The organism is Amycolatopsis sp. NBC_00348 (assembly GCF_036114655.1).
In the GTDB taxonomy this organism is placed as follows: Bacteria; Actinomycetota; Actinomycetes; order Mycobacteriales; family Pseudonocardiaceae; genus Amycolatopsis.
On sequence record NZ_CP107994.1, the window covers coordinates 6,505,589 to 6,531,380 of the forward strand.

Consider the following 25,792-nt stretch of genomic DNA (forward strand, 5'->3'; position numbering starts at 1 on the left):
GGATCGACGCACACCGCCGGTCACGGAGTGCGACTGAGCGTGCGCTCAGGTGGTCTAGTGCGGCGGTTGATTGGCCGCGCCCGGTCGCCGCCTCGGTGCGCGCCGGCGGCGGGCGCGGCGGGCGGCGGGCGGCGGGCGCGGCGGGCGGCGGGCGGCGGGCGCGGCGGGCGATGGTGATGGGTGACGGCGGCGAGAGAAGGGTGGGCGTGCGCGGCGAACCGCGGGCTGCGGCTCGGGCGCAGTACTTGTGGATCTCTGCGGCGACCGCGATGGTCTGCCGACGCGCGGCCGCCGCGCGAGAGCTGGGCAAGCACGTCTGGGCCGACGGCGGCGTCCGCCACCCGCGCGATGTCGCGCTGGCCCTGGCCGGGCCAGGTCGCGGGTCATGTGGGCAGGACACCGGCACTGGTGGCGCTGCACGCGAGCGAACCTGCTCAGCCGCTGACGCTCGGCCTCGGCGCGCGAGCCATCGGCTGCCATGGCTGGGGGAATCCTTGCCGATCGCGGGACCACGGGACGGCACGGCTGCGGACACCTGCGGGGCTCGATTGGGCGTACCCCCGCAACCGTCGGTGGGCGTAGCGGGGACTTCTTTGTTGCCAGGCGATCCGGTTCTCCCGGCCGTGCTTCGGAGTCTGGGGCTTCGTGGTCCGGACCTGGCGGCCTGGAGCGTCGGGGGCGTCTGTGGGTCAGGCGCGCTTTGCTGTCACTGCCGCGTGGACCGCTTGGATCAAGCGAGTGTTCTCCGGGGCCGCGCCGCCCGGGAAGGCGAACCTGCGGCGGTTGTAGCCGTACGCCAAGCCTGTTCGGGGGTCTGCGAATGCCTGGGAGCCCGCCGCTCCGCTGTGGCCGAATGCTCCCTGGCCCAGGACCGGGTAGTCGTACGAGACGACCGAGAAGCCCAGGCCGAAAGCGTTGGGGCCTCGTGTCGACAGGTCGTCGCCGATCGAGTGGATCTGGGCTACGTCCGCTGCCGTTTCCGGAGTCAGGAGGGGTTCGGGGCCGCTGATTGCCGCCGCGTACATTCCCGCCAGGCCTCGTGCCGATGCCACGCCGCCTACCGAGGCCGGGCTCAGTTGGCGGACCTGCTTCAGGTTCGGGAGGTCCCACAGTTCGGGGGCCTCCGGGTGGTTGCGGTTGAACGCGATCGCCGTGAGGCTGTCCGGTCCCGTCGCGTTCGCCTCGAGTGCGGCCAGCTGCTCCGGGGTCGGCAGCATCGGCAACGTGGTCAGGAAACGCGGCTCCAGGTCCTCGGGCAGGCCCAGGTAGAAGTCCAGGTCGTACGGCTTGCGCACGCGCTCTTCGTAGTGCTCCTGGATGCTGCGGCCGGTCACGCGCCGGACGACTTCGCCGGTCAGGGCGCCGATCACCAGGGCGTGGTAGCCGAACGCCGTTCCCGGGCGCCAGTACGGCCTCTGCGGCGCGAGACGCTCGGCGATGATCCGGTCGTCCGCGATCTCCTCGGCGGTGAACCCGTGGTCCGCGCCGACGACGCCGGCGCGGTGCGCCAGGAGGTCCCGCAGCGTGATCGCGGCCTTGCCCGCGGCGCCGAACTCCGGCCAGTAGTGGCTGACGCGCTCGTCGAGGTCCAGCACGCCGTCCTGCACCAGCAGCGCGACCACCAGGTGTGCGGCGCCCTTGGTGGAGGAGAACACGCCGGTCAGCGAGTCGGCCGTGATCTCCGGGCCGCTCCAGAGGTCGACGACGCGTTCGCCGGTGACGTGCGCGACGAGCTGGGCGGCATAGTCGCCGCCTTCCTCGGTCGCGACGGCGGCGAATTCCTCGCGGACCGACTCGTACCCGTCGGCGACGGTTCCCTGGATGTGCTCGGACGACATGGCGGCTCCCTCAGTGATCACGACGCCTGCGCCAAGGTGCAAGGCGAGGCCTCGCCGGGGTATTCCGGGTAACACGACGCGCGTAGGCGCCAGTCCCGCCATGCGGGAACCTGACGATGAACCGAGCGCACGGAAACCAAGTCACGGGGTCTCGCGATCACGGCCGTCGCGATCGGCGCGTCCGGCCCGACGCCGGCGGTGGCGGCCTGGGCGGCCTGGGTGATCGTCCGGCCGCCGGCCGTGTGGACGTACTCCTGGGTCGCGCAGGCGTTCGTGCTGGTGCTCGCCGTGGTTCGCGTTGCTGCCGATCAACGTGCCGGCACTGGTCTTCGGCAGGTACGCCGGCACGCGGTCGCGTTTCCGGTGCCGTGGTGTTCGCGACATCATCGTGGCGCAACGTCGGGACGCCGACGGTAGATCGACCGCCCGGGCGGGTAGACACCGGGCATGAAGCTGACTTCGACCGTGCTCGGCGCGCGGGATCCACGCGCGCTGGCCGATTTCTACGCGACTCTGCTCGGCTGGTCGATCAAGACCGACGAGCCGGAGTGGGTGACGCTCCGCCCCGCCGATGACGGGCCCGGCTTGTCGTTCCAGCTGGAACCCGACCACGTGCCGCCGGAGTGGCCGCAGGCGACAGGCGCCCAGCAGATGCAGCTGCACCTCGACATCGAGGTCGACGATCTCGACGCTGCGGGCGCGGTCGCCATCGCCGCGGGCGCCGGGCTCTCGGCGTTCCAGCCGCAGGAGAAGGTCCGCGTCTACTTCGATCCGGCCGGGCATCCGTTCTGCCTCTGGACGCGTGAATGAGGTGACACCCTGCGTTCGAACGGTCACAGGATCCGCTATGTTCGCTGGAGGTACCGGTTCCCGGCGAACGGAGTGAGTCCAGTGGGGGTGCACCGGATCTGGCACCACGGACTGGTCCCCGTCGAGGGGAAACGCCCCTTGGACGCGTTGCGCAGCAGGCTCATCAGCCGGCAACGGCAGCACGACGACTACACCGTCACCGATCTCGGCTCGTCCGACGACGGCGGGTCGCGCCGGTGCGACCTGAAGTTCGCGTGGCTCGGCCACGAAGGCCGCTACTCCGTTCAGGTATTGCTTTCGCTCTGCTACCACGCCGGCGAGGACCGCGTGGCGTGGTTGCTGGCGGCGGCGTGCACGCGGCCGTGGCGCAGCTGCCACGAAGCGCCGGCACAGCGGATCGGCCTGGAAGAGCTGGGCGCCAGCGGTAGCGACGAGATCCCGATCGACGGGCCGGTGCTCTCGATGCACGGCTGGTCCCGCGAGGAGTGCGACCGCGTCGCGGATCTGCTCGCCGAGGCGCTGGTTGCGCCGTGGCGGACGTCGGCGGTGCTGGTGCTCACCGAACCGCCGACAGCGCCGGTCGAGGGCTGGCCGGGCCTGGTGAACGTGTTCGACGTCGACGACCGCTTCCGCCGCACCCTCAACAGTCACCTCCCGCTCGGCTGCGCGGTGCCGCTGGGCGCGCGGCTGTTCGTCCCGCCGTGCGACGAGCTGCCGGACTTCGTGGAAGCGACGATCCCGATGGCGGACCAGGCGCTCGAGGACGCCATGACGCGGTTCATCCAGACGCGAGGCCGGACGCCGCTGCCCGAGGAGTGGGCGGACGTGCCGAGTGTGCGGGCCTGGTACGCGGCGGACCCGTTCGCGGCGCCGGAGCGGGAACCCGACACCGGGATGACCGAGAAGCTTGACCGCGTCGAGCGCGAGCTGGCGGAGGCGCGCGGAGTGATCACCATCCTGCGTAAGAAGGCCAAGACCGGCGCGGAAGAACGGGATCGCGCGGCCCGCGAGGTGAAGGCGCTCCGCGCTCACATCGAGGAGCTGTCGGCGACCGACATCGCCTGCCTGCAGGAGCAGCTCGCGCAGCTGCAGGAGGCGCTGGACGACTACACGCGCGCCTTCGACGAGGTGGAGGCCGAACGCGACGAGCTCAGACGGGCCAACGGGTTGCTGGCCGGCACGCTGACCCGCTACCACGACGCGGGCACCGAGGTCGCGGACGCCGAGCTTCCGCCGGACGACTTCCCGAGCTTCGCCGACCTCATCGGCGCGGCCGCGGCGACGCTCAAGCACCTCGAGATCACGGCCGAAGCCGCGCCGACGGCGATCCTCGACCACCACCCGAAAGCCGCCGCCTGGCGCCGGAAGGCGTGGGACGCGCTCCGCACGCTCGACGCGTACGCGCGGGCTCGCCGGTCGCTGCTCGACGCCGGCCAGGACCCGGGACCCGAGCTGTCGGACGTGCTCGCGTTCGCCCGCACCGGCCAGCCGGGCTCGCTGATCAGCGCCAACATCATCGCGCTGGCCGAGTCGGACACCGTGACGACGAACGAACGGCTCCGGCAGGCGCGGACGTTCCGCGTCGACCCGCGGACGAACCCGGCGGGGCGCGACTACTTCGGCGCCCACATCGCGCTGGAGCGTTTCAAGTCGCCGGCGCCGCGGCTGCACTTCCTCGACGACACCGATCGCACGGGCACTGTGTACGTCGGGTACCTGGGCGCCCACCTGCCGACGTCGAAGACCAACTGAGCGAGAATCGCGGGCATGACGGACCACAAGCACCTCGCGTACTGCTGGATCGCCCGCGGTGACGAGGTGCTGTTTCTCCGCCGCGCGCCCGGGGTCTTCCTCGCCGGGCGCTGGGAACTGCCGGGCGGGACGGCCGAGCCGGGCGAACCCTTCGAGACCACAGCGGTGCGCGAAGCGGCGGAGGAAACCGGGCTGACGGTGCGGATCACCGGGGAACGCGGCCGCGATTCCTGGCCGGACATCACGGGACAGCCGCTGCAGATCCACGCGATCTTCTACACGGCCGAGGAAACGGGCGCGGGCGAAGTGGTGCTCAATCCGGGAGAACACGACGACTTCGCGTGGCTTACGCCGGCGGCGGCACGCGCTTTGGAGCTGCCGGAGCACTTTCGCCGGCTGCTGTCTTCGTAGCCGGCCCCGGCCGGGCGGGCGGATCGTTCTGGTCACGCCATCGACGTTACCCGAACACACGTGCGAAGATCATCGCTGAATCGGGTGATGTGCTGCGTCGGGATTGGCGCGAGATTTTGTTGTGACGCAAGGGAAATCGCGCGATGGTGATGGGCGCTGCCCCCGGTCTCCATGCTACCCGAGGGGACCGACAAAACTGCGGCGCAGTGGGCGGGCGAGCAAAGCGGGGCGAGCGGGGCCGGGGTGAGCAGAGGCCGGGCGATCAGAATTTAGGCAAGCGGCGCCAGGCAAGCAAGCCACGCGAGTGGGGTCGAGCGAGTGCGGCCAGGCAAACAAGCTACGCGGGCGCAAGCCACGCGACCGAGGCTGGACCAGCGAAGCTGGGCAAGCAGGGCCGAGCGAGTGCGCCACGCGAGCCAGGCTGGACGAGTGGGGCCGGGGCGAACGGGGGCCGGGCGATCAGAGTCAAGCAAGCAGGGCCGGACAAACAAGCCACGCGAGTGGGGCCGTGCGAGCGCGGCCGGCAAACAAGCCACGCGACCGAGACCGGACCAGCGAAGCCGGGCGAGTGGGCCACGCGAGGCTGAGCGAGTGGGGCCGAGCGAGTGGGGCCAGCAAACAAGCCACCGACCGAGGGCGGACCAGCGAAGCCGGGCGAGCAAGGCCGGGCAAGCGGGGCCGGACCAGGCTGGGCGAGGGAGGTCGAGCGAGTGGGGCCAGACAAGCGAGCCACGCGGGCGCGAGCCACGCGATTGAGGCCGGACCAGCGAAGTCGGGCGAGCAAGGCTGGACGGGTGGGGGCCAGGCGAGGCTGGGCGGGGCCAGGCGAGGCTGGGCGAGTGGAGTCGAGTGAGTGGGGCCGAGCGACTAGGGCCACGCGAGCGGGGCCGGACAAGGGGACCGGGCGAGCAGGGCCGGGCGAGGTGAGCGGGGCTCGGCGAGAGAACGGGCGCAGCGAGAGAGCGAGTGTCGGCGTTTGCCGGTAGGTGGCGGGCGTCGTTGCGGGCCACCTGGCCGTCGGCGTGGCTCCTCAGGAGGCGATGGCCTCGTTGATCGCCAGTAGCTCCTGTGCGGTGCGGGTGGCGGTGAACTCGATGACGTCGTAGCGGGCGAGGCGCTGGACCACGAACGGGTCGCTGGCGAGGACCGCGTCGAGTTTGCCGCGTAGTACCGGGCGGGTGAGGATCACGTGGTCGGCCGCTCCGGTTCCCTTTCCGGAAACGAGGAAAATTCCTCTCGTGAATTGGGTGCGCAACCAGTCCGAATGGTCCGGGAGCGCGTAGTCTACTTCTGTCTCGGGCGCTGTGTAGGTCAGCAGTGCGATGTACATGATTCAAGAGTAGAACTCCCCCGGCCACCCCGCATCCACCTGCCGAGTGGCGCCGGACACCGTATTCGGCAATATTTCGGTCAAGAATTCCGGTAATTCTTTACGGCGGCTTTCTGAATCCACCGTACGTAGATCGGCGTACGACAGGGAGTCGACGCCGGGCCGACGCGGGGCGCCCCCTTGACGCGCGAGACTCGGGGGCATGAACGCACTGACCCGGATCCGGCACGACGTCTGGCGGCACGGCCGGCGCGCCGAGCGGATCGCCTACGTCGTCGGCGCGGTCCTCTTCGTGAGCGGCCTCGTGCACGCGATCGTGCTCCTCGCCACCGGCGGCTCGTGGCTGGGGCCGCTGTCGATGCGCAAGGCCGTCACCTTCGGGCTGTCGTTCGGCCTGACGCTGGCCTCGGTCGCCTGGGCGACGTCGTTCCTCACCGTCCGGCCGCGGTGGCGCACAACCCTGCTCGGCGCGTTCAGTGTCGCCAGCGTCGTCGAGGTCGCCCTGGTCAGCATGCAGTCCTGGCGTGGTGTGCCGTCGCACTTCGACTTCGAGACGCCGTTCGACAACGTCGTGTCGATGACGCTCGCCGCGGGTGGCGGGGTGCTCATCCTGACCGTCATCGGCTTCACCGCCGCCGCGCTCGTGGAACCCGGGCCGGACGCGCCGAGCCTGCGTCTCGCCGTCCGGGCCGGGCTGCTCGTGCTGGTGGTGGCGCTGGCCACCGGGGCCGTGATGATCGCGCGCGGCGTCGTGGAGGCCCGCGGCGGCGATCCGCAGCTGGCCTACACGACCGCGGGCTCGCTCAAGCCGCTGCACGCGGTCGCGATGCACGCGATCCTCGTGCTGCCCGGGCTGGCCTGGCTGCTCACCTTCACCCGCTGGCCCGAGGCCCACCGGCTGTGTGTCGTCAAGATCGCGGTGGTCGCCGACGCCGTGCTCACCGCCGTGATCGGGGTCGAGTCCTTCACCGCCGTCTCGCCGTTCGCCGCGCCGCTGCCGGTGCTCGCGTTGTCCGTCCTGGCGGCGGCCGCGCTGGCCGGCACCGGGCTTTACGCGCTGAGCGGCGTTGAACCGGGTATCCGATTCGTACGTATCTCCGATGGGAAGGCAAGGGGCCGGTAAAGCGGCGGACGGAGACCACGTGCGGCACGGCATGACCACGAACGGCCTTTTCCAGCAGAGTCAGGCCCACAGCCCGTCGTTCTTCTCCGTCATGCGGGCGATGGGCCAGCACGGTGACGACCTCGCGGACTTCTGCATCCCCTGCAACCCGTACTTCCCGACCGACGGGATGTTCGGCGAGCTGGAACGGAACCTCCGCACGATCCTCAAGTTCTACCCGAGCGACGCGGGCGCGATCACCGCGCAGCTGGCGCACGTGCTCCGCCTCAACCCCTCGACGATCTCGCTGGCCAACGGCTCGACCGAGCTGATCACCTGGATCGACCACCTGCTGGTGGACGCCAGCATCGCCGTGCCGATCCCGACGTTCGGCCGCTGGACCGACCAGCCGCTGGAAACCGGCAAGCGCGTCGACATGTTCCTGCTGAAGGAAGCGAACAACTTCGAGCTGCGCGTCGACGAGTACATCGAGTTCATCAAGCGCCGCGGCTCGCGGGTCGCGGTGCTGTGCAACCCGAACAACCCCGACGGCGGTTACCTGTCACGCCGTGAGGTCATCCGGTTCATGGACGCCCTGGAAGACCTCGATCTCGTGGTGATCGACGAGTCGTTCATCGACTTCGTCGAGGCCGAGATGAACCCGTCGGTGGCCGCCGAGGCCGTCGTGCGGCCGAACGTCATCGTGCTGAAGAGCCTCGGGAAGAACTTCGGGCTGCACGGGATCCGCTTCGGCTACCAGGTGTCGAACCCGGCGCTGACGCGCAAGCTGTCGGCCGCGCTGCCGAAGTGGAACCTGAACTCGCTGGCCGAGACCGTCATCTTCATGCTCGCCGAGCACCGCGCGGAGTACGAGGACAGCCTCAAGCGGCTCGCGCTCGACCGGTTCATGATGAACTCGCAGCTGAGCCAGTTCCCGGAGCTGACGGTGTACCCGTCGCAGGCGAACTTCCTGCTCGTCAAGCTGCCCGGCTCGGTCGACGGCGCCGAATTGTGCGACTACCTGCTCACCGAGCACCACCTGCTGGTGCGCCAGTGCGGCAACAAGATCGGCATGACCAGCCAGTTCATGCGCTTCGGGGTGCGGCCGGACACCGAGGTCGAGCGGCTGGTCGAGGGACTGCGCGGGGTCGAGCGGCTCGGCGGCGGCCGCCACACGCCGCCGATCGAGCTCGTCTCGCACTCCCGCGAGCCGGAACGGTCGATCAGCTGACCACGTGGTCGATGGCCGACTTCCAAGCGAACCTCCGGCCGTTCGCCGAACTCGACCGCGCGGGCCGCACGCGCAGGCTGCGCCGGCTCGCCGAAGCGGCGTTGACCGACTACGACGTCCCGGTGGCGCGGCTGACGCCGTTGGCGCGCGGGCGCAACACGACGTTCCGGGTCGACGGTGCGGACGGCCGCCGCTACGTGCTGCGCGTGGAGCGGCCGGACGGCCCGAGCGTCACGCAGGTGCGAGCCGAGGTGGCCTGGCTCGCGGCGCTGTGCCGGGAAACGGACCTGGTGGTGCCACGGCCGGTGCCGACGCGGCACCGGGAGCCGGCCACCGTCGTCGCCGACCCGGCCGTGCCCGAGCCGCGCACCTGCGTGCTGCGCCACTGGGTCGAGGGCCGGTTCCTCGACGAGCGGCTCAACGCGTCGCAGCTCTACCGGCTGGGCGAGGTCACCGCGCGGCTGCAGCGCCACGGCGCGCGGATGAACGGCCTCGACCGCGGCCGCGTCGACGACCTCAGCGCGTTCGGCCGGGCGCAGGTGGACGGCTTCTCCGCGACCGTCGTCGCGCGGGCGGTCGCGCTGGCCGGCGAGGACGTCCGCGCCGCGCTCGAGCGAGTGCGGGCGGTGCGGGCCGCGCTCGGGTTCGGCGCCGACGTGTTCGGCCTGGTCCACGGCGGCCTGCACCAGGAGAACTACCTGGTCCACCGCGGCCGGGTCGCGGTGGTCGGCTTCGACGACTGCGGGTACGGGCACTACGCCTACGACCTGGCCGTGACGGTCGAGGCGTTCGCGCACCTGCCGCACCGCGCGGAGCTGCGGGAAGCGCTGCTGGACGGGTACCGGTCGGTGCGCCCGGCCACGTTCGCGACCGACCCGGCCGTGCTCGACGCGTTCATCGGCCTGCGCCGGGTCCAGCTGCGGCTGCGCGCGCTCGACGGGACGGCCTGACGTTACAGCTCGCCGCTACACTTGCTACATGGCCGGACGATCGAGCAACGCCACCAGTACCCGCGACCGCCTCCTGCTGGCCGCCGGGCAGCTCCTGCACGAAGCGGACGGCGGCGCGGTGTCGACGCGCGCGATCTGCGAACGCGCCGGCGTCCAGGCCCCGACGCTGTACCACCACTTCGGCAGCAAGCAGGGCCTGCTCGACGCCGTCGTGAACTACGGCTTCACCCAGTACGTCCAGGCGCCCGAGACCGGTGGCGACCCGGTGGCGCGGATCCGCGAGGGCTGGGACAGGCACGTCGCGTACGGCCTGGAGAACCCCGCGTTCTACGTGCTGCTCTACGGCCAGATCGAGCCCGGCGTGCCGTGCAACCTCACCAGCAGCGCCGAGGCGATGCTGCTCGAGCTGTTCACCCCGCTCGCCCGCGCCGGGCGGCTGCGCGTCGAGGCGACCGAGGCCGCGCGGCAGTTCGCGGCGGCCAACAGCGGGGTCACGCTCAGCCTGATCGCCCAGCACGAAGGTGCCCGCGACCTGGCGATGTCCACGCAGGTCCGGGACGCCGTGCTGGCCGGGCTGCTGACCGACGGCCCGGCCGCGGGGTCGTCGACGAGCGCGCTCGCAGTCGCTTTGTCGACCGCGCTCGCGGACGACGTCGACGAGCTGACGACCACCGAGCGACAGCTGCTGCGGGAGTGGCTGCACCGCCTCGCGAGCTGACGCTACATTTGCTACATTGAGCCGTATGGCGAATGTAGTGAACGAGTTCGGTGTGTTCCTGGCCCCGCACCGCGACGACGAGACGCGCAAGGCGCACGCCGTCGCGGCCGACAAGCTCGGTTACGGCACGGTCTGGTTCGGCACCGGCAGCGCGTCGGTCGGCGACCTCGCGTTCGTCGAGGACGTCCTGGCCGCGACCGAGCGGATCACCGTGGCGACGGCGATCGTGAACATGTGGGCCGACGAGCCTGAGGCCTTGGCCGAGTCGTACCACCGGCTGGCGGGCCGGTACGGAAAGCGCTTGCTCCTGGGCATCGGCGTCGGCCACCCCGAGTCGATCGCCGCTTACCAGAGCCCGTACGACAAGATCGTCGGCTACCTCGACCGGCTGGACGCGGCCGGCGTGCCCGTCGAGGCCAGGATTCTCGCGGCGCTCGGCGACCGCGTGCTGAAGCTGGCCGCCGAGCGCACCGCCGGCGCGGTCCCCTACCTCGTGCCGGTCGCGCACACGCGGCACGCGCGATCGGTGCTGGGCCCGGGCAAACTCCTGACGCCGGAACAGAAAGTGGTCGTCGACGAGGACCCGGTGGCGGCGCGCGCGATCGGCCGGCCGTTCGTCCGCGAGCCGTACCTCGGGCTGCGCAACTACGTGAACAACCTGCTGCGCCACGGGTACACCGAGGCGGACGTCGCCGGCGGCGGCAGTGACCGCCTGATCGACGACCTCGTGCTGCACGGCACGCCCGAGAGCATCGCGAAGTGCCTGCGGTCCCATGTGGACGCCGGAGCCGACCACGTGGCCGTCCAGGTGCTCGGCCCCACGCCGGACGTGGAGGCCGAGCACCACCGGATCCTCGCCGGCCTACTGCTCTGATCAGCCCGGCGCCGGGGCCAGCGCGTTCAACGCCGTGACGATCACGCTTTCCTCGTAGGTGAAGTGACTGTCCAATGCGGACGCCAGCCGGTCGAACTCCGCGTGCAGCCGGGCCGGGTCGGACTCCTCGTCGACGAGCCGCTGGATCTGTTCCTGCAGCTGCGCGACGACGACGTGTTCCTCGCCGAGCTTCGTCAACGCGGGGGCGAGCGCGGGGAACTGCGCGGCCAGCATCGGGAAGATCGCCGTGTCCTCACCCGTGTGGTGGCGGGTGAGGGCCGAGCAGAAACCGAGACAGCGCTTGCCGAAGCTCAGCGGTTCGCCGGAATCCAGCTGGGCACGCAGGTCCCGCAGCTCGGTGCGCAGCCAGTCGTGCACCTCGACGATCCAGTCGCCCATGCGCCGGACGCGGTCGAGCCGGTGCAGCACGAGCACCGGCAGCACCCGGGTGGTGCGGGCCTGGTAGTCCCCGAAGCCCGGCTGCTGCTCGACGACCTTGGCGAACAGGGCGTCACGATCGGGGGCGATGGCGGCCATCGCCTCGAACGTCTCGGTGCCGGTTTCCACGGTCACCAAAGGGTTCTTGCGGATGTTGTGGTACCAGGCGGGGTGTTTCGGCAACCCCATCGCCGAAGCGACGACGACCAGCCGGCCGTCGATGTGCAGGGCTCCCAAGGTGACGCGGTGTTTCCGGCCGGTGCGGGCACCGGTCGTGGTGAGCTGGATCAAACTCGCGTGGTCCTTCCGATGTGGAGTGATCGGAGGCGTGAGAGGGCACGACGGAGGCACACTTGTCCCACAGCAGGGAAAAGACGAGAGACACCGACGTGTCGATCTCAGGGGGCTGAGTAGCCACTACCTCCGTGCGTAGGCCCATCCGGGGCGCACTTCCACGGTAGCACGGAATCAGCGCGCGTCGTCAGCGGCTTCCTTCGCCGCGATGGAAGCTTCGTCGGCCTGGTCGAAGGCTTCCTTGGCCGTCTCGAACTCGGCCGTCGCGCGCTCGGCGCGTTCCTTGGCTTCCGCCAGGCGGGCCCGCAGGTCTTCGACACGGGCCGTGGCCTGCTCGGCCGCCCGCTCGGTGCGGACGAGGTCGCGCTCGGCCACCGCGCGTTCCTTCGCCAGCTCGGCGGCTTCCTTGCGCAGGCGCTCGCGTTCGGCGCGGACGCGCTCCCGCTCGGCCCGCTCCTCGTCCTCGCGCTTGGAGTCCTTTTCGGCTCGCTCGGCCTTTTCGGTCCGCTTGGCCTTCGCGGGTTCGGCCTTTTCCACCAGCTTCGCCGGGCGCTTGCCGGTCGACGGCGGGGCGGTCGCGGCGAGCGTGAACCACTGGTCGGTGTCCTGGTGCGCCACCGACGTCAGGCACCCGGCCAGGGCGAGCGCGGCGGTGTCCGGGTCGGCCGCGACGGCTTCGAGCGTCGCCTCGACCTCCCGCGCCACGGTGTCGCTCATCTTGGCCAGGCCGTGCAGGATCCGCCGCACCAGCTCGCCGCGGCGGCGGGCCAGCGCGCGCAGGTCGTCGCCGGCCAGGCGGGTGTGCGCGTCCCGCAGCTCGTCGCCGAGCTCGGCCAGCTCACGCAGCTCGTCCGGGTCGTCGCGGGCCAAGCGGTTGACGATCGCCGCGGCCGTGGTCGGCTTCCGCAGCTCCTTGATCTTCGCCGCCAGGTCGGTGTCGCCCTCGGCCTTCGCCGTCTTCGCCGCCGCGTTGCGCGCGCTGACGAACTCCGCGAGGTCACCCCCGTAGAGCTCGCCGGCCACCGTCTTCAGGTCCATCCCGCCCAGCCAACCACATCGGACTGGTGCGAGCACCCGCGAACAGTCATCATCGGGTCAGGGGCGACGAAGGGAAGGCGCGTGTTCTTCGATCTGGGTGTCCGGGACTTCCTCGACCGCGCGGAGGCGGTGTACCCGGACCGCGTCGCGGTGGTCGACGAACCGGACCAGCCCGCGCCGAGCTGGGGTTCGCTCACCTACCGCGAGGTCGCGCGGCGGGCCCGCGCGCAGGCCGCCCACCTCGACGCGCTGGGCGTGCCGGTCGGCGGGCGCGTCGCGGTGGTGTCGCACAACGCCGCCCGCCTGCTCGTGTCGTTCTTCGGCGTCTCGGCCTGGGGCCGGGTGCTGGTGCCGGTGAACTTCCGGCTCGCGCCGGCCGAGGTGAAGTACATCGTGGAGCACTCCGGCGCGGAGGTGCTGATCGTCGACCCCGAGCTGGAACACCTGCTCGGCACCGTCACCGCGAAGCACGTCTTCGTGCTGGGCCGCGACGACGACGCCGCGATCTGGGGCGGCGACGGCGAACCGCGGCCGTGGGCGGGCGACGAGTCGGCCACCGCGACGATCAACTACACCTCCGGCACGACGGCGCGGCCGAAGGGCGTGCAGCTGACCCAGCGCAACATCTGGCTCAACGCGGCCGTATTCGGGCTGCACACGACGTTGAACGACAACGACGTCCTGCTGCACACGCTGCCGATGTTCCACTGCAACGGCTGGGGCATGCCGTACGCGGTGACCGGGCTCGGCGGGCGGCACATCGTGCTGCGCAAGGTCGACGGCACCGAGATCCTGCGGCGCGTCGAGGAGCACGGCGTCACGATCCTGTGCGCCGCGCCCGCGGTGGTCAGCGCGGCGCTCGACGGCGCCGCGAGCTGGGACGGCGAGATCCCGGGCCGCGACCGCGTCCGGATCGTCGTGGCCGGCGCGCCCCCGCCGACCCGGACGATCGAGCGGGTGCGGGCCGAGCTGGGCTGGGAGTTCATCCAGATCTACGGCCTCACCGAGACGGCGCCGCTGCTGACGGTGAACCGGATGCGCAGCGAGTGGGCCGGCCTCGACCCGCACGAGCAGGCCCGGCTGCTGGGCCGCGCCGGCACGCCCGCGCTGGGCGTCCGGATCGCCGTCGACACCGACGGCGAGGTGCTCGCGCAGTCGAACCACAACCTCGACGGCTACTGGGAGAACCCCGACGAGACCGCGCGGGTGCAGGAGGGCAACTGGTTCCACACCGGTGACGGCGGTTCGTTCGAAGACGGCTACCTCACTATCGCGGACCGCAAGAAGGACGTGATCATCTCGGGCGGCGAGAACGTGTCGTCGATCGAGGTGGAGGACGCGCTCAGCTCGCACCCGGCCGTGCGGGAAGCCGCGGTGATCGGCATCCCGGACGAGAAGTGGGGCGAGCTGGTGACGGCGTTGGTGGTGACGGGTTCGGACGTGTCCGCAGAGGAGCTGATCGAGCACTGCCGCGAGTACCTGGCGGGGTACAAGTGCCCGAAGCGCGTGGAGTTCCTGGACGAGCTGCCGCGGACGGCGACCGGGAAGATCCAGAAGTTCAAGCTGCGGGAGCCGTTCTGGCAGGGCCAGGCCCGAGGGGTGAATTGAGGTTCTTCTTCGACGCGGGCTCGGGCGCGGTGCTCTGGACCGGCGTCGGCCCGGCGGACGTGGACCGGTTGCCGATCAGCGCCGGGTTGCGCGCGGAGCTGGACAGCCTCGTGGAGCAGTACGACGAGTCGCTGAACTGGGACTACCCGCCGGACCCGGGCCCGTGGCGGGAGGCGCGGTGCCTTCGGTTCAACGCCGACGTCCGCGCGGCGCTGACCCGGCTGCGTCGTGAACTCGGGGAGGACGTCGAGGACGGCTTCACCGCGCTGCACGAGGATCCGGACCTGGACCGGTATCTGGCCGACCCGAAGGGTTTCAAGCGCTAGCGGACCAGGCGGAAGAACGTCCGCACCTCGGCGACGAACAGCTCCGGCTGCTCGAACGCCGCGAAGTGCCCGCCACGGTCCAGCTCGTTCCAGTGCCGGATGTCCGTGTACCTCCGCGCCGCCCATCGGCGCGACGGGCGCGGCATCTCCGCGGGGAAGATCGAACAGCCCGTCGGGACGTCGACCGTGTCGTCGGTGGCCTCGCTGAACCACTTCTGGACCTTGGCGATGCTCTCCCAGTACAGCCGCGCCGACGACGTCGCCGTACCCGTCAGCCAGTACAGCGTGATGGTGTCCAGCAGCTCGTCGCGGGTGAAGGGGAAGCCGTCGGACCAGGCGTGGAACTTCTCCAGCAGCCAGCCGCACAGGCCGGCCGGGGAGTCGGCCAGGCCGTAGCCCAGCGTCTGCGGGCGGGTCGACTGCTGGACCGAGTAGCCGTCCTCCCAGCGCTGCGCGTGCTCCAACGCCGCCAGCGCGGCTCGCTCGGCCGCGGTCAGGTCGTCGAACGTCGCCGGGTCGGGGGCGGCGATCGGCGGGTTCAGGTGGATGCCCGCCAGGTGGGCCGCGTCCCGCTGGGCCAGCGACGTCGTGATCGACGTCCCCCAGTCGCCGCCCTGGGCGCCGTAGCGGGAGTAGCCGAGGCGGGCCATCAGCTCCGCCCACGCCGCCGCGATCCGCTCGATGCCCCAGCCCTGCACCGACGGCTTGTCGCTGAAGCCGTAACCCGGCAGCGACGGGCAGACGACGTGGAACGCGTCCGCCGGGTCCGGCGGGTCGGTCAGCGGGCCGATCACCTTGGTGAACTCGACGATCGAGCCGGGCCAGCCGTGCGTCAGCACCAGCGGCAGCGCGTCCGGGTGCGGCGAACGCACGTGCAGGAAGTGCAGGCCCAGGCCGTCGATTTCGGTGCGGTACTGCGGAAATCCGTTGAGCCGGGCCTCCGCGCGGCGCCAGTCGTAGCCGGCCGCCCAGTACTCGCAGAATTCCCGCAGCACGGCCAGCGGCGTGCCCTGGCTCCAGTCGCCGACCGGCTCCGGCTCGGGCCAGCGGGTCCGGCGCAGGCGCGCGCGCAGGTCGTCGAGGTCGGCCTCGGGGACGTCGATCCGGAACGGCGTGATCACGCCGGGACGTAGGTCAGCTGGACGACGCCGTTGCCGAAGGTGGCGGACTTCTTCAGCACCAGCGGGAAACCCGGCCCCTCCTCGGGGAACAGCCGCTTCCCACGGCCCACGACGATCGGGTACAGCAGCAGGTTCAGCTCGTCGACCAGGCCTTCGGCCAGCAGCCAGCGCACGGCCGTGGTGCTGCCGCTGGTCATGATGTCGCCGCCCTCGCCGGCCTTCAACGCCCGGACGGCTTCGACGGGATCCCCGGTCAGCAGCGTCGAGTTGTTCCAGCTGACCTCGGACAACGTCGACGACAGCACGTACTTGCGGGCGCTGTTCATGAACTCGGCGCCCGCGTCGTCCTCGACCGTCCGCCCGGGCCACGCCTCGGCGAAGCCCTCGTAGGTGACGCGGCCGAGCAGCATCGCGTCGGCCGCCGCCATCCCGCCGCCGACGGCGCGGCCGATCTCGTCGTTCCAGTAGCGCAGCGACCACTTGTCGGGTGCCTCGACCACACCGTCCAGCGAGAGGAACAGGTTCGACACGATCTTGCGCATGGCCACCCCTTCGGTCGAGTTCTCACTATGACCGAAAGGCCGCCGTCCCGCAGCGGTTTGCCCGGACTATCCGATCCGTCCATTCGCGACAGGCTTCAGCAGGTCCAGCGCGCGGCCGAGGGTGTCCAGCCGCGCTTCCAGCGTGTCGCCGGCCGGGTAGAGCCGGACCGTGTCGATGCCGGTGTCACGCCAGACGCGCAGGCGTTCGCGGACCATCTCTTCGGTGCCGATCAGCGTGGTGCCGAGCACCATCTCGTCGGTGACGAGCGCGGTGGCGCCGTCCCGGTCCCCGGCCTGCCAGCGCTCGCGGACCTCGGCGGCGACGTCGGCCCAGCCCTGACGGCTGTAGGCGTTGTTGTAGAAGTTCGTGGTGGCCGAGCCCATCCCGCCGAGGCTGAACGCGAGTTCCTTCTTGCGCCCGCCGACCATCGTGCGCAGCTCGTCCTCGTTCGCCGCGAAGGCGACTTCGGCGCCCTGGCAGACGTCGATCTCCGCGCGCGTGCGGCCCGACTTCGCGAGGCCGGCGTCGAGGTGGGTGAAGTACGCGCCGGCGCCTTCGGGGACGAAGCTGGTGCCGAGCCAGCCGTCGGCGACCTCGCCGGTCAGCTCGAGGAGCTTCGGCGAGAGCGTGGCCAGGTAGATCGGGATGTCCGGGTTCGGCTCGGTCGACAGCCGCATCGGGCGCGTCTCGCCGGGCAGCGGGATCTCGAAAGCCTTGCCGGAGAAGGAGATCTTCTCCCCCGCGAAGGCCTGGCGGATGATTTCGACGGTTTCGCGCATCCGCGTCAGCGGCTTGGCGAACGGCACGCCGTGCAGGCCCTCGATCACCTGCGGCCCGGACGGGCCGAGGCCGAGCGCGAACCGGCCGCCGGACAGGTCGGCGAGCGTCAGCGCGGCCTGCGCGATCGCGACCGGCGTGCGCGTGCCGAGCTGGACGATGCCGGAGCCGAGCCGGATCCGGTCGGTGCGCGCGGCGAGGTAGCCGAGCGCGGACGGCGCGTCCGAGCCCCAGGCTTCCGCGACCCAGCAGACGTCGAGGCCGAGTTTTTCCGCCTCCAGCACGAAGTCCAGCGTCGAGCGGGTGTCGCGGGAGAACTCGACCGTCGTCGCGGTCTTCACGAGCCTTCGACCCGGTCCTTGATCGCGGCGAGGTTGCCGGTCATCGCGGTTTCGAACTCGCGGAGCCGCACGAAGACGATCTTCTGTTCCTTCTCGGGCATCCGGTCGATCGCGAACGACAGCCCGGACCGGCCCGGGCCCATCTGCATCCACTGCGAGAGCCGGGTGCCGCCGTTGTCGGGTTCGAGGGTGAACTTCCAGACCGAGCTCGGCTCGGCCGGATCCTGCACCGCCCAGGCGAACACGCGCGGCGCTTCGCACTCGACGACGTACGACGTCGTCTCCCACTCGCCGAACGCGTCGTGCTTGCTCCGGCCGACGAACTTGCGGCGGGTCTCGCCGTCGCACCACTCGACGGACTGCAGTTCCGAGCTCAGGGAGGGCATCAGCCCGATGTCCGAGACCACCGGCCAGACGGCCTCGGGGGCGGCGTCGATCCAGGTCGAGACCTCGGCCGTCGGCTTGTCCGCGTACCGCGCGCCTGTCCACTCCATCGTGGTCGCCACTCCTCTCGGTGAGCTTCTGACCACGATAGTTGCGTAGGTAGACCCGGCTGTCAATCTCACTCCTGCCGGGCGAAGCGCTCCTCGACGTCCGCGCGCTGCGCCAGCCGGGCCGGGAAGCCGGGGCCGCGGCGCATCCGCGTGTCGTCCGGCGTCATCGGCGCGGCGCACTCGGCGCAGACGATCTCGGCGTGCGTGTCGTGCCCGCAGGCCAGGTGGTGCACGGTGATCGGCGGGCCGCCATCGCCGGCGAGCCACTTGTCGCCCCAGCGCGTCATCGCGAGCAGCACCGGGTAGAAGTCGCGGCCCTTCTCGGTGAGCACGTAGTCGTAGCGCACCGGCTCGGTCTGGTAGGCGACCTTCTCCAGCAACCCCTCGTCAACCAGCCGCTTGAGCCGGTCGGCCAGGGTGTTGCGGGCGATGCCGAGGGCCTGCTGGAACTCGTCGAAGCGGCGGACGCCGTAGAAGGCGTCACGCAGCACCAGCGGCGTCCACCAGTCCCCCAGCAGATCCATGGTGCGCGCGATCGAGCACGGCCACTGCGCGAACGAGGTCCGTTTCATGCGGCCGAGAGTACGCCGTTTTCCGGAGAGACTCAGCAGGTCAGCCGCATGACCACCCGCCGGGCCAGGCGAGCTGCTGCCCCGGCTCGACGAGCATCGGGTAACCCTCGACGGCCCGCGCTCCGCGTTCGCGACACGGTGCCCGAGCGCCACTGCGCGGGCGTGTCCTTGAAGTACTGGCACCGGCAGCGGGCCGGGTCCCCGCGGTCGCCGAAGATCGACTGCAGGTCCGCCCAGGACGCCTGGTCCGCGGGCACGAAGGTCAGCGCCATGCCCCGAAGCTAGACCAGGTGACCGGTGGTGACGTCGACGTGGTCCGGGACGTCGTCGTGCTGGTCGCCGACCGAAAGCGTGCCCGCCGGCTCGACCAGGAGCACGCTCGCGCCCGCTTTCGACGACGGCTTGTGGAACGTGCCCTTCGGCACGACGAAGACCTGGCCGCTCTTGAGCGTCACCACCCGTTCCGACGGGTCGCGCAGGCCGATCTCGATCTCGCCGTCCAGCACCAGGAAGAACTCGTCGGTGTCCTCGTGGACGTGCCAGACGTGCTCGCCGGCGAACCGCGCGAGGCGGATGTCGTAGTCGTTGACGCGGGTGACGATCCGCGGGCTCCAGGCGGCGTCGAAGCTCGCCAGGACTTCGGTCAGGTCGATCGGGTTCATGCCCACCATGGTCGACCTGGCGGGTGAGCGGCACGAGTGCTAGGAATCGCACATGCCGCAAGAATTCTCTCACCGGGTCGTCGCGATCGTGACGGCGGAGTCGAACCCGTTCGAGATGGGCGTCGCGACCGAGCTGTTCGGGCTGCGGCGGCCCGAGCTGAACCGGCCCTGGTACGACTTCACGCTCTGCGCCGCGACCCCGGACGTGCGGATGAACCTGGGCATGTTCACGCTCTCCGGCGTCGCCGGGCTCGAGGCCGCCGACACGGCGGACACGCTCATCGCGCCGGCCCGCCCGGACACCGGCGTGCCGACCGACCCGGCGATCATCGCGGCGATCCGCCGGGCCGCGGACCGGGGCGCCCGGCTGGTCAGCTTCTGCACCGGCGCGTTCGCGCTCGCCGAGGCGGGCGTGCTGGACGGCCGGCGCGCGACCACGCACTGGCGGTGGGCCGCGGAGTTCGCCGAGCGCTTCCCGGCGGTGCGCTGGGAGCCGGACGTCCTGTTCGTCGACGAGGGCGACGTCCTCACGGCGGCGGGCAGCGCGGCCTCGCTCGACCTCGGCCTCCACCTCATCCACCGCGACCACGGCGCGGAGGTCGTCAACGCGGTCAGCCGCCGCCTGGTGTTCACCGGCCACCGCGACGGCGGGCAGCGGCAGTTCATCGCCCGGCCGGTGCCGGCGGTGCCGGACACCTCGCTGGCACCGCTGCTGGCCTGGGCCCTTGAACGGCTGGACACCCCGCTGACGGTGACCGACCTGGCCGCACGGGCGGCGACCAGCCCGGCAACGCTGCACCGGAGGTTCCGCGCGGAACTGGGGACGACGCCGCTGGCGTGGCTGACGACCGAGCGGGTGACGCTGGCCTGCCGCCTGATCGAACGCGGCGAGCTACGGCTGGACCGGGTGGCCGAGGCAAGCGGCTTCGGCACGGCGGCGAACCTGCGGCTGCAGCTGAGACGCCACACGGGTCTCAGCCCGAGCGCTTACCGCCGCCGCTTCGGTCCGGCCCTCGTGAGTGGCAATTAGGGTTCTAACCCGAATTACCACTCACGACGTCTTGGAGCGCCTTGGCCAGGGCCTCCTCTTGCAGCCGCGCCGGGTAGGCGTGGGGGTCGGCTGCCGCGAGGACGTTGAGGCCTTCCACCAGTGCCACCAAGCTCTTTGTCGTCAGCTCCAGGTGGTTGTCCGTCCATTCCGGACGGCAGGCGGCGATCAGGCGGCGGACGCGGGCCAGGAACGAGTGGTTCGCCGCTCGGTGGCGCTGCGCCAGGTCGTCGTCCGCCAGGGCCGCTGCCAGGAAGCCGACCCAGACGCTCGACTCCTCGCGGTGGCCATGCGGCAGGTCGATCGCGCAGCCCAGGACCGCGCGCAGTGCGGCCGGGGCGTCGATGGCCGCTGCTTCGGCCGCGTCCGCGCGGATCGCCGTGCGTTCGTAGAGCAGGTCGCGTGCGTGCAGCAGCAGGGCCTTCTTCGTCGGGAACGTGTGCAGCACCAAGCCCGTCGTGCAGCCGGCGCGCTCGGCGACCGCGCGCAGCGTCAGGCCCGGCAGGCCCGCCTCGGCGAGGACCTGCCACACCGCGTTCGACAGCAGCTCGCGCTGCGCCTCCACGTCACGCTGTCTCGGCACCCGGAACCTCCTTCCCCGGTAGCGTAACAGGTGCTACGGTAACGCTCGTTACGAAACGGAGGGGTGCCCGATGACCAATCTCGGCACAAGCGAAATAAAGCCTGTGAGCTGGGACGATCCCGACGCCGTCCGGCTGCGCGAGGCCCAGCGCGTCGAACTCGACGCCCGCTACGGCACCGACGACCACGAGCCCGGCGCGCTCCCGACCGCCGAGGCCATGGCGGTGTTCCTCGTCGCGCACGAACGCGACGGCACCGCCGTCGGTTGCGGTGGACTCCGGCCGCTCGGACCCGACTCCGCCGAGATCAAGCGGATGTACGTCGACCCGGCCGCGCGCGGCACCGGCGTCGCGACCGCCCTGCTGCGCGCGCTCGAAGACCACGCGCGCGACCTCGGGATTCCGCGGCTGCTGCTGGAAACCGGCACCGGGCAGCCGGACGCGATGCGCTTCTACCAGCGCGAAGGCTATGAACCGATCGAGGCCTACGGGCCGTACCGCGGCGTATCGATTTCGCGCTGCTTCGCCCGGGATCTCTGAGCGCCATCGGTTTTCCGATGACCAGGCCAAGGCAAGCTATTGGTTCGCGAGGACACCACGGGCCTACCGTCGAAGGCACGGCGGCCCAGGGTCGGGCCGCCGCTCCCGACTCAGACGGAGTTTTCCCTTGCGCATCAAGCACATCGGCGTCGCGCTGGCCGCGATCGCCATGGTCGCCTTGCCGGCCACCCCGGCCGGCGCGGCACCGCGGATCGTGCCACTCGCCCCCGGGCAGCAGCCCGAGAACATCGCCCTGGAGCCCGACGGCTCCGCGGACCTGACCTTCGCCTACACCGGCGAGATCGGCCGGGTCTCCCGCGACGGCCGGGTCACCATCATCGCCCGGATCCCGATCCCCGCAGACGGCGACGTCCCGGTCGTCCACAAGAGACTGTTCCTCGGCGGCATCGTCCGCGCACCCGGTGGTGACCTGTACGTCGCCGTCTCCACCGGCACCGCGGCCACCGGCCTCTACCGGGTCAGGGCCGGGGTGCCACCGGTGCAGGTAGCGAAACTACCGCCGTCCGGCTTCCAGAACGGCGTCGCGCGCGACCCGGCGACCGGCGACCTCTTTGTCGCCGACTCGTTCGGCTCGACGGTCTGGCGGGTTTCGCGGGGACGCGTCACCGCCTGGGCCACCGGCGAGCTGCTCGCCCCGGTGAGCGGCTTCGGCGCCAACGGCGTCAAGGTCCACGACGGCGCGCTCTGGGTGTCCAACCTGGACCGCGGCACCCTGGTCCGCTTCCTGCTCAACGGCGGCCCCGGCCGGGTCGTCACGTCGGGTCTCGGCCCGGTCGACGACTTCGCCTTCCACGGCGACACCGTCGTCGCGGCCATCAACCAGGACAACCGCGTGGTTACCGTCGGCCGCGACGGAGTCAAGACCATCCTGTCCACTGAGGACGGACTGGCCAACCCGACGGCGGTCGCCGTCCGTGACGACACGCTGTTCGTCACGGACGGCGCCTACTTCGGTGGCTCGCCGAACCTGCTTCAGGCGACGCTCGCGGCGAACACGTGCAACGCCGAGTTCGCCGGCAGCGTCACCGCCACGACCTCCTTGCCCGCGGTCAGCGGGACGGAGTTCGCGAACACCCGGTACGGCGTGGTCGGGTAGGCCGCGCCGGTGCCGGTGTTCTTGCCCAGGACGGTCGCGACGGTCGTCGCGCCGTACTGGGCGGGGTCGGCGCAGCACCAGTTCGGGAACCCGAGGTCGGCCTGGCTGGTGCTGCCGTCGGCGTACTGGACGACGACCGTGCCCTTGGCGGTCCCGGTGCCCGTGCCGGCCAGCACCAGCTTCGCCCCGGTTCCCTTCACGGCCACGGTCTGACCGGCCGCGACGACGTTGTCCGGCTTCGAACCCAGGGCATCAGGCCAGGTCAGCGACGCCCCGAGAGCCGAGAACGCGGCTCCCGGCTTGAGCCCGGCCTCGGCGAGGCCTTCGGCCCGGAAGCTGCTACCCCCGCCGTCGAGATCACCGGCCGTCACGTGTGCCGTGTCGGTGACGCCGACGTTGGAGGCGGCCGCCGCCAGGGAGGCGTAGGGCACCGTGACGGTCGACGAGTCCACGGCCTGGTGCGTGTCCAGCCGCGCGCGGTAGGTCGTGGCCGCGGTGACCTGGTAGTCCGCCGGCTTCAACCCGGCGTCGGGGGTCAGCGTCACCGGCACCTTCACCGTCTGACCAGGCCGGACGAGCTTCGGCAACGCCGGGACGTCGGCGCGGAACCCGGTGCCCCGCACCGACAGCGCGACGTCCCGGACGGGCAGCGGCGTGCCGTTGGTGAAGCTCACCGTCGCCGCCGTGGGCTGCCCCGGCGCGGCCAGCGACGGCGTGGTCAGCGTCGTCGTGCCGTTGTCGTCCTCGGGGAAGAACCCGCCGACCGCACTGGCCCCGAAGAGCCGGACGTCCTGGCGGGCACCGGCGCCGATCTGCCCGGTCTTCACGCGCACGACGCCGTGGCCGGCCGGGTCGTACCACCAGCCCGAAGCCGCCTTGTCCAGGTCGGCCTTACTGCCGTACTGCCGCAGGATCCCGGTGCCCGCCTGGACGAGCGCCGGCTTCGTTCCCGTGTGGACGGACAGCTGGTAGTTCCGCGCGGCCGGCTTGCCGGCGTAGGTGCCGGTGCTCGCGCCGATCCCGACGGTCACCGTGCCGGGGCCGGACTTGGGCGCGTCCACGGTGAACGTCTGCTTCGCCTGCTCCCCGCGCTGGTACCCACGGGTGACGCCGTCGTCCTCGATGAGGGTGAAGCTGCCCTTGCTCTGCGGGTAGACGTCCAGGTCGAGTTCACCCTTGTCGCGCGTCTGCCACGACTTCGTGCCGTCGGCCCACATCGGCACCACGGCGCCGGCCCGGACGAACAGCGGGAGCGTGTCGAGCGGCGCGTCGTAACCGTCGATCGTCGTCGGGCCGGTGTAGGTCTTGCCGCTCCAGTAGTCGACCCAGGTGCCCTTGGGCAGGTAGATGCCGTTGCGGACGTTCGACTTCTCGTACACCGGCGCGACCAGGAAGTCGGTGCCGGACAGGAACTCGTACTTCGCCTTGTCGGTCCACACGTTCGGGTCGTCCGGGTACTCCAGGGCCAGCGGCCGGACCTGGCCGACGCCGGTCTGGTGCGCCTGCGCGGAGTAGCTGTAGGTGTAGGGCAGCAGGCGTTCCTTGAGCATGAGGTACTTGCGGTTGATCGAGGTGTACGGCTCACCCTGCTGCCACGGCTGCTTGTCCGCCGACGCCCAGCCGTCCATCGTCATCGCCGCCGGCAGGAACGCCTTCCACTGCAGGTCGCGGACGTAGGTCTGCGGGCTGCCGCCGAAGATGCCGTCGATGTCGCCGGTGTTGTACGCGATGCCGGACGTCGTCGCGCCCGCGTACGTCGGGATCTGCCACTTGATGTAGTCGTAGGAGCCGGACTGGTCGCCGCTCCACAGCACACCGCAGCGCTGGGCGCCGGCCCAGCTCACCGGCTGCCAGACGAACCCGCGGGCGTCACTGTTGTCCTCGATGCCCTTGTAGGCGGTGTCGCAGGCGTCGAGCGCGAACTGGTAACCCGGGCCGACCCAGGCGACGTCCAGCTTGCGCACCCGCACCCCGGCCTTGACCTCTTCGGCCTGGTTGGGGACGCCGTTCTCGGTCCACAGCCCGAGCTGCATGGTGTCTTTCCGCAGGCCCTCGCCGGTCTGCGGCAGGTTCTCGTAGCCGCAGCCGTAGCCGTCGTTGACCAGCATCCAGCCGTTCGGCATGTCGTGCGCGGCGTAGCCGTCGGCCACCTTCACCGCGTCGAGCGTGTGCCGCTCGCCGCGGTTGGCGTTGTGCAGGTAGCAGTCCGAATCGCCGGTTTCCAGGCCGTAGATCGGCGGCAGAAATGGCTTCCCGACCAGGTCGGTGTACCCGCTGATGACGTCTTTGAGGTTGCCGCCGACGACGTAGGTCGCGTCGAAGCGGCGCTCGTCGTGGGTGGTCTCGACCGGGTCGGTGAACGAGTAGCTGCCCGGCGCGAAGGTGTTCCGCAGGACGCCGTAGCCCGCGGTCGAGGCGTAGAACGGCTGCGAGTTGGGCGCGCCGCCGTCGTTCCAGTTGTCGTCGGCGAAGATCTTGATCGTCTGGTCGCGGTGGCTGTAGCGGCCGTTCTGCTCGCCGCCGCCGACGAACTGCTCCGACGCGGTCCGGGTCAGGCTCTGCGTGGTCGTCGAGCCGGTCCAGGACAGCGGCGCGGACTCCGCCCAGAGCTGCTTGCGGTCCGCTCCGTCGTAGAGGGCGAACTTCAGCGGGTGCTTGTACGCCCGCAATGTCGCTTTCGGGGTGGAGATGGCCCAGTATGCGCCCTTGTCGACGCGCTTCGGCGTGGCCGGGGGCGTGGTCTTCGGGAGGACGATCTTGCCGCCGGCGGGGTCGGTGAAGGACCCGTCGGGGGCGAGCCAGACCCGGACGGCGCCGTCGGCCGGGAAGCTCACGCGCACCGCCGCGCTCCCCGACGTCAGCGTCACCGTGGCGCCGTCGGCGGAGATCCCGGTCAGGTCGCCGAGCTGCCCGGAGGGCGCCGCGGGCGGGTCGGCGTAGGCCGTGGCGGGCGAGAGCCCGAGGACGGCGGCCGTCGCCAGACACCAGAGCGTTTGCGCAACTCTGCTCATTACTGACACCTTTCGCGCATCAATACGCATGTTGGAGTCTGTATAGCGCACGTTTCGCGCAGTGTCACCCACTGAACCGGTTCCGTCGCCCCGACTCACGACTTCCGTCGGCCTTCCGCTGTACAGTTACTCCGGGTACTTGAACGGCGTCTTAGAGGTCACTCCATCTGCAAATTGCAGATCGCATCTCTCTGTCCATTCAGGACGATGACGCGCGCCGTTTCCCGTTGTCACACTTCAGGTTCCGATGCGCGTTTTCCGGCGT

General features: G+C 70.9%; 25 protein-coding genes. 12 read left to right on the forward strand and 13 right to left on the reverse strand.

Features of this window, described 5'->3' with window-relative positions; genetic code table 11:
- Nucleotides 1-689: 689 nt before the first annotated feature.
- On the reverse strand, nucleotides 690-1,838 hold the full coding sequence (locus OHS58_RS28090) for a serine hydrolase domain-containing protein (protein WP_328644556.1): 1,149 nt from the start codon (nucleotides 1,836-1,838) through the stop codon (nucleotides 690-692).
- A gap of 447 nt (nucleotides 1,839-2,285) precedes the next feature.
- Here OHS58_RS28090 and OHS58_RS28095 point away from each other — a divergent pair, with 447 nt between their 5' ends.
- The 3 genes from OHS58_RS28095 to OHS58_RS28105 all read left to right on the forward strand — a co-directional run bounded on the left by OHS58_RS28095 (nucleotide 2,286) and on the right by OHS58_RS28105 (nucleotide 4,811).
- Complete coding sequence (locus OHS58_RS28095; protein ID WP_328644557.1) at nucleotides 2,286-2,648, forward strand: VOC family protein; 363 nt, start codon at nucleotides 2,286-2,288, stop codon at nucleotides 2,646-2,648.
- A gap of 81 nt (nucleotides 2,649-2,729) precedes the next feature.
- Nucleotides 2,730-4,400, forward strand: a complete 1,671-nt coding sequence (locus OHS58_RS28100; protein ID WP_328644558.1) for a hypothetical protein — start codon at nucleotides 2,730-2,732, stop codon at nucleotides 4,398-4,400.
- Nucleotides 4,401-4,415: 15 nt separating this feature from the next.
- Complete coding sequence (locus OHS58_RS28105) at nucleotides 4,416-4,811, forward strand: NUDIX hydrolase (protein WP_328644559.1); 396 nt, start codon at nucleotides 4,416-4,418, stop codon at nucleotides 4,809-4,811.
- 1,030 nt (nucleotides 4,812-5,841) lie between these two features.
- On the opposite strand, the gene OHS58_RS28110 is transcribed toward OHS58_RS28105, so the two are convergent.
- Nucleotides 5,842-6,141, reverse strand: a complete 300-nt coding sequence (locus tag OHS58_RS28110; RefSeq protein WP_247056828.1) for a YciI family protein — start codon at nucleotides 6,139-6,141, stop codon at nucleotides 5,842-5,844.
- Nucleotides 6,142-6,343: 202 nt separating this feature from the next.
- Here OHS58_RS28110 and OHS58_RS28115 point away from each other — a divergent pair, with 202 nt between their 5' ends.
- From OHS58_RS28115 to OHS58_RS28135, 5 genes are read left to right on the forward strand one after another with little or no spacing between them, the layout of a single operon-like run.
- Complete coding sequence (locus OHS58_RS28115) at nucleotides 6,344-7,264, forward strand: hypothetical protein (RefSeq protein WP_328644560.1); 921 nt, start codon at nucleotides 6,344-6,346, stop codon at nucleotides 7,262-7,264.
- A gap of 31 nt (nucleotides 7,265-7,295) precedes the next feature.
- Nucleotides 7,296-8,474 (forward strand): pyridoxal phosphate-dependent aminotransferase, encoded by a 1,179-nt coding sequence (locus tag OHS58_RS28120; protein WP_326958405.1) that lies wholly within the window; start codon nucleotides 7,296-7,298, stop codon nucleotides 8,472-8,474.
- An 11-nt stretch (nucleotides 8,475-8,485) separates the two neighbouring features.
- Nucleotides 8,486-9,424, forward strand: coding sequence for a phosphotransferase enzyme family protein (locus OHS58_RS28125; RefSeq protein WP_326958403.1), 939 nt, complete (start codon nucleotides 8,486-8,488; stop codon nucleotides 9,422-9,424).
- Between the two features lie 28 nt (nucleotides 9,425-9,452).
- Complete coding sequence (locus OHS58_RS28130) at nucleotides 9,453-10,142, forward strand: TetR/AcrR family transcriptional regulator (protein ID WP_328644561.1); 690 nt, start codon at nucleotides 9,453-9,455, stop codon at nucleotides 10,140-10,142.
- Nucleotides 10,143-10,167: 25 nt separating this feature from the next.
- Nucleotides 10,168-11,016 (forward strand): TIGR03620 family F420-dependent LLM class oxidoreductase, encoded by an 849-nt coding sequence (locus tag OHS58_RS28135; RefSeq protein ID WP_328644562.1) that lies wholly within the window; start codon nucleotides 10,168-10,170, stop codon nucleotides 11,014-11,016.
- On the opposite strand, the gene OHS58_RS28140 is transcribed toward OHS58_RS28135, so the two are convergent.
- The gene (locus OHS58_RS28140; protein ID WP_328644563.1) at nucleotides 11,017-11,745 is read right to left on the reverse strand and encodes a nitroreductase/quinone reductase family protein; all 729 of its coding nucleotides are present in this window, start codon (nucleotides 11,743-11,745) and stop codon (nucleotides 11,017-11,019) included.
- 177 nt (nucleotides 11,746-11,922) lie between these two features.
- A complete protein-coding gene (locus tag OHS58_RS28145; RefSeq protein WP_328644564.1) occupies nucleotides 11,923-12,786 on the reverse strand; it encodes a hypothetical protein in 864 nt (287 codons plus the stop codon).
- Between the two features lie 81 nt (nucleotides 12,787-12,867).
- Here OHS58_RS28145 and OHS58_RS28150 point away from each other — a divergent pair, with 81 nt between their 5' ends.
- Both OHS58_RS28150 and OHS58_RS28155 read left to right on the forward strand, forming a co-directional pair.
- Complete coding sequence (locus OHS58_RS28150; RefSeq protein ID WP_328644565.1) at nucleotides 12,868-14,394, forward strand: AMP-binding protein; 1,527 nt, start codon at nucleotides 12,868-12,870, stop codon at nucleotides 14,392-14,394.
- The gene (locus OHS58_RS28155) at nucleotides 14,391-14,720 is read left to right on the forward strand and encodes a hypothetical protein (RefSeq protein WP_328644566.1); all 330 of its coding nucleotides are present in this window, start codon (nucleotides 14,391-14,393) and stop codon (nucleotides 14,718-14,720) included. Before OHS58_RS28150 ends, OHS58_RS28155 begins: the two co-directional genes overlap by 4 nt.
- Here OHS58_RS28155 and OHS58_RS28160 read toward each other — a convergent pair.
- From OHS58_RS28160 to OHS58_RS28190, 7 genes are all read right to left on the reverse strand, one after another.
- Entirely contained in the window at nucleotides 14,717-15,841 is a 1,125-nt protein-coding gene (locus OHS58_RS28160) for an epoxide hydrolase family protein (protein WP_328644567.1), read from the reverse strand. The two genes, OHS58_RS28155 and OHS58_RS28160, sit on opposite strands and share 4 nt — an antisense overlap.
- On the reverse strand, nucleotides 15,838-16,383 hold the full coding sequence (locus OHS58_RS28165; protein ID WP_326944017.1) for a dihydrofolate reductase family protein: 546 nt from the start codon (nucleotides 16,381-16,383) through the stop codon (nucleotides 15,838-15,840). Before OHS58_RS28165 ends, OHS58_RS28160 begins: the two co-directional genes overlap by 4 nt.
- Nucleotides 16,384-16,449: 66 nt before the next feature.
- Nucleotides 16,450-17,502, reverse strand: a complete 1,053-nt coding sequence (locus OHS58_RS28170; RefSeq protein WP_328644568.1) for an LLM class flavin-dependent oxidoreductase — start codon at nucleotides 17,500-17,502, stop codon at nucleotides 16,450-16,452.
- A complete protein-coding gene (locus tag OHS58_RS28175) occupies nucleotides 17,499-17,996 on the reverse strand; it encodes an SRPBCC family protein (RefSeq protein ID WP_326944019.1) in 498 nt (165 codons plus the stop codon). The genes OHS58_RS28170 and OHS58_RS28175 overlap by 4 nt, the downstream gene beginning before the upstream one ends.
- A gap of 68 nt (nucleotides 17,997-18,064) precedes the next feature.
- Entirely contained in the window at nucleotides 18,065-18,568 is a 504-nt protein-coding gene (locus tag OHS58_RS28180; protein WP_326944020.1) for a winged helix-turn-helix transcriptional regulator, read from the reverse strand.
- Between the two features lie 32 nt (nucleotides 18,569-18,600).
- Entirely contained in the window at nucleotides 18,601-18,840 is a 240-nt protein-coding gene (locus tag OHS58_RS28185) for a hypothetical protein (protein WP_328644569.1), read from the reverse strand.
- 9 nt (nucleotides 18,841-18,849) lie between these two features.
- A complete protein-coding gene (locus OHS58_RS28190) occupies nucleotides 18,850-19,239 on the reverse strand; it encodes a cupin domain-containing protein (protein ID WP_326958385.1) in 390 nt (129 codons plus the stop codon).
- A 43-nt stretch (nucleotides 19,240-19,282) separates the two neighbouring features.
- On the opposite strand from OHS58_RS28190, the gene OHS58_RS28195 reads away from it, so the two are divergent.
- Entirely contained in the window at nucleotides 19,283-20,260 is a 978-nt protein-coding gene (locus OHS58_RS28195; RefSeq protein ID WP_328644570.1) for a helix-turn-helix domain-containing protein, read from the forward strand.
- 4 nt (nucleotides 20,261-20,264) lie between these two features.
- On the opposite strand, the gene OHS58_RS28200 is transcribed toward OHS58_RS28195, so the two are convergent.
- Nucleotides 20,265-20,861 (reverse strand): TetR/AcrR family transcriptional regulator, encoded by a 597-nt coding sequence (locus tag OHS58_RS28200; RefSeq protein ID WP_328644571.1) that lies wholly within the window; start codon nucleotides 20,859-20,861, stop codon nucleotides 20,265-20,267.
- A gap of 70 nt (nucleotides 20,862-20,931) precedes the next feature.
- Between OHS58_RS28200 and OHS58_RS28205 the strand changes: the two genes are divergently transcribed.
- Complete coding sequence (locus OHS58_RS28205) at nucleotides 20,932-21,399, forward strand: GNAT family N-acetyltransferase (RefSeq protein WP_328644572.1); 468 nt, start codon at nucleotides 20,932-20,934, stop codon at nucleotides 21,397-21,399.
- 993 nt (nucleotides 21,400-22,392) lie between these two features.
- Here the strand turns inward: OHS58_RS28205 and OHS58_RS28210 are convergent.
- Complete coding sequence (locus tag OHS58_RS28210) at nucleotides 22,393-25,527, reverse strand: TIM-barrel domain-containing protein (protein ID WP_328644573.1); 3,135 nt, start codon at nucleotides 25,525-25,527, stop codon at nucleotides 22,393-22,395.
- Between the last annotated feature and the right edge of the window lie 265 nt (nucleotides 25,528-25,792).

Bases quoted from the DNA above. Each gene is read 5' to 3' on its own strand.
- OHS58_RS28105 (WP_328644559.1), top strand. From the start codon at position 4,416: ATGACGGACCACAAGCACCTCGCGTACTGCTGGATCGCCCGCGGTGAC.
- OHS58_RS28190 (WP_326958385.1), bottom strand. From the start codon at position 19,239: ATGGTGGGCATGAACCCGATCGACCTGACCGAAGTCCTGGCGAGCTTC.
- OHS58_RS28115 (WP_328644560.1), top strand. From the start codon at position 6,344: ATGAACGCACTGACCCGGATCCGGCACGACGTCTGGCGGCACGGCCGG.
- OHS58_RS28175 (WP_326944019.1), bottom strand. From the start codon at position 17,996: ATGGAGTGGACAGGCGCGCGGTACGCGGACAAGCCGACGGCCGAGGTC.
- OHS58_RS28145 (WP_328644564.1), bottom strand. From the start codon at position 12,786: ATGGACCTGAAGACGGTGGCCGGCGAGCTCTACGGGGGTGACCTCGCG.
- OHS58_RS28205 (WP_328644572.1), top strand. From the start codon at position 20,932: ATGACCAATCTCGGCACAAGCGAAATAAAGCCTGTGAGCTGGGACGAT.
- OHS58_RS28180 (WP_326944020.1), bottom strand. From the start codon at position 18,568: ATGAAACGGACCTCGTTCGCGCAGTGGCCGTGCTCGATCGCGCGCACC.
- OHS58_RS28095 (WP_328644557.1), top strand. From the start codon at position 2,286: ATGAAGCTGACTTCGACCGTGCTCGGCGCGCGGGATCCACGCGCGCTG.
- OHS58_RS28090 (WP_328644556.1), bottom strand. From the start codon at position 1,838: ATGTCGTCCGAGCACATCCAGGGAACCGTCGCCGACGGGTACGAGTCG.
- OHS58_RS28130 (WP_328644561.1), top strand. From the start codon at position 9,453: ATGGCCGGACGATCGAGCAACGCCACCAGTACCCGCGACCGCCTCCTG.
- OHS58_RS28110 (WP_247056828.1), bottom strand. From the start codon at position 6,141: ATGTACATCGCACTGCTGACCTACACAGCGCCCGAGACAGAAGTAGAC.
- OHS58_RS28195 (WP_328644570.1), top strand. From the start codon at position 19,283: ATGCCGCAAGAATTCTCTCACCGGGTCGTCGCGATCGTGACGGCGGAG.
- OHS58_RS28165 (WP_326944017.1), bottom strand. From the start codon at position 16,383: ATGCGCAAGATCGTGTCGAACCTGTTCCTCTCGCTGGACGGTGTGGTC.
- OHS58_RS28120 (WP_326958405.1), top strand. From the start codon at position 7,296: ATGACCACGAACGGCCTTTTCCAGCAGAGTCAGGCCCACAGCCCGTCG.
- OHS58_RS28210 (WP_328644573.1), bottom strand. From the start codon at position 25,527: ATGAGCAGAGTTGCGCAAACGCTCTGGTGTCTGGCGACGGCCGCCGTC.
- OHS58_RS28185 (WP_328644569.1), bottom strand. From the start codon at position 18,840: ATGGCGCTGACCTTCGTGCCCGCGGACCAGGCGTCCTGGGCGGACCTG.
- OHS58_RS28125 (WP_326958403.1), top strand. From the start codon at position 8,486: ATGGCCGACTTCCAAGCGAACCTCCGGCCGTTCGCCGAACTCGACCGC.
- OHS58_RS28135 (WP_328644562.1), top strand. From the start codon at position 10,168: ATGGCGAATGTAGTGAACGAGTTCGGTGTGTTCCTGGCCCCGCACCGC.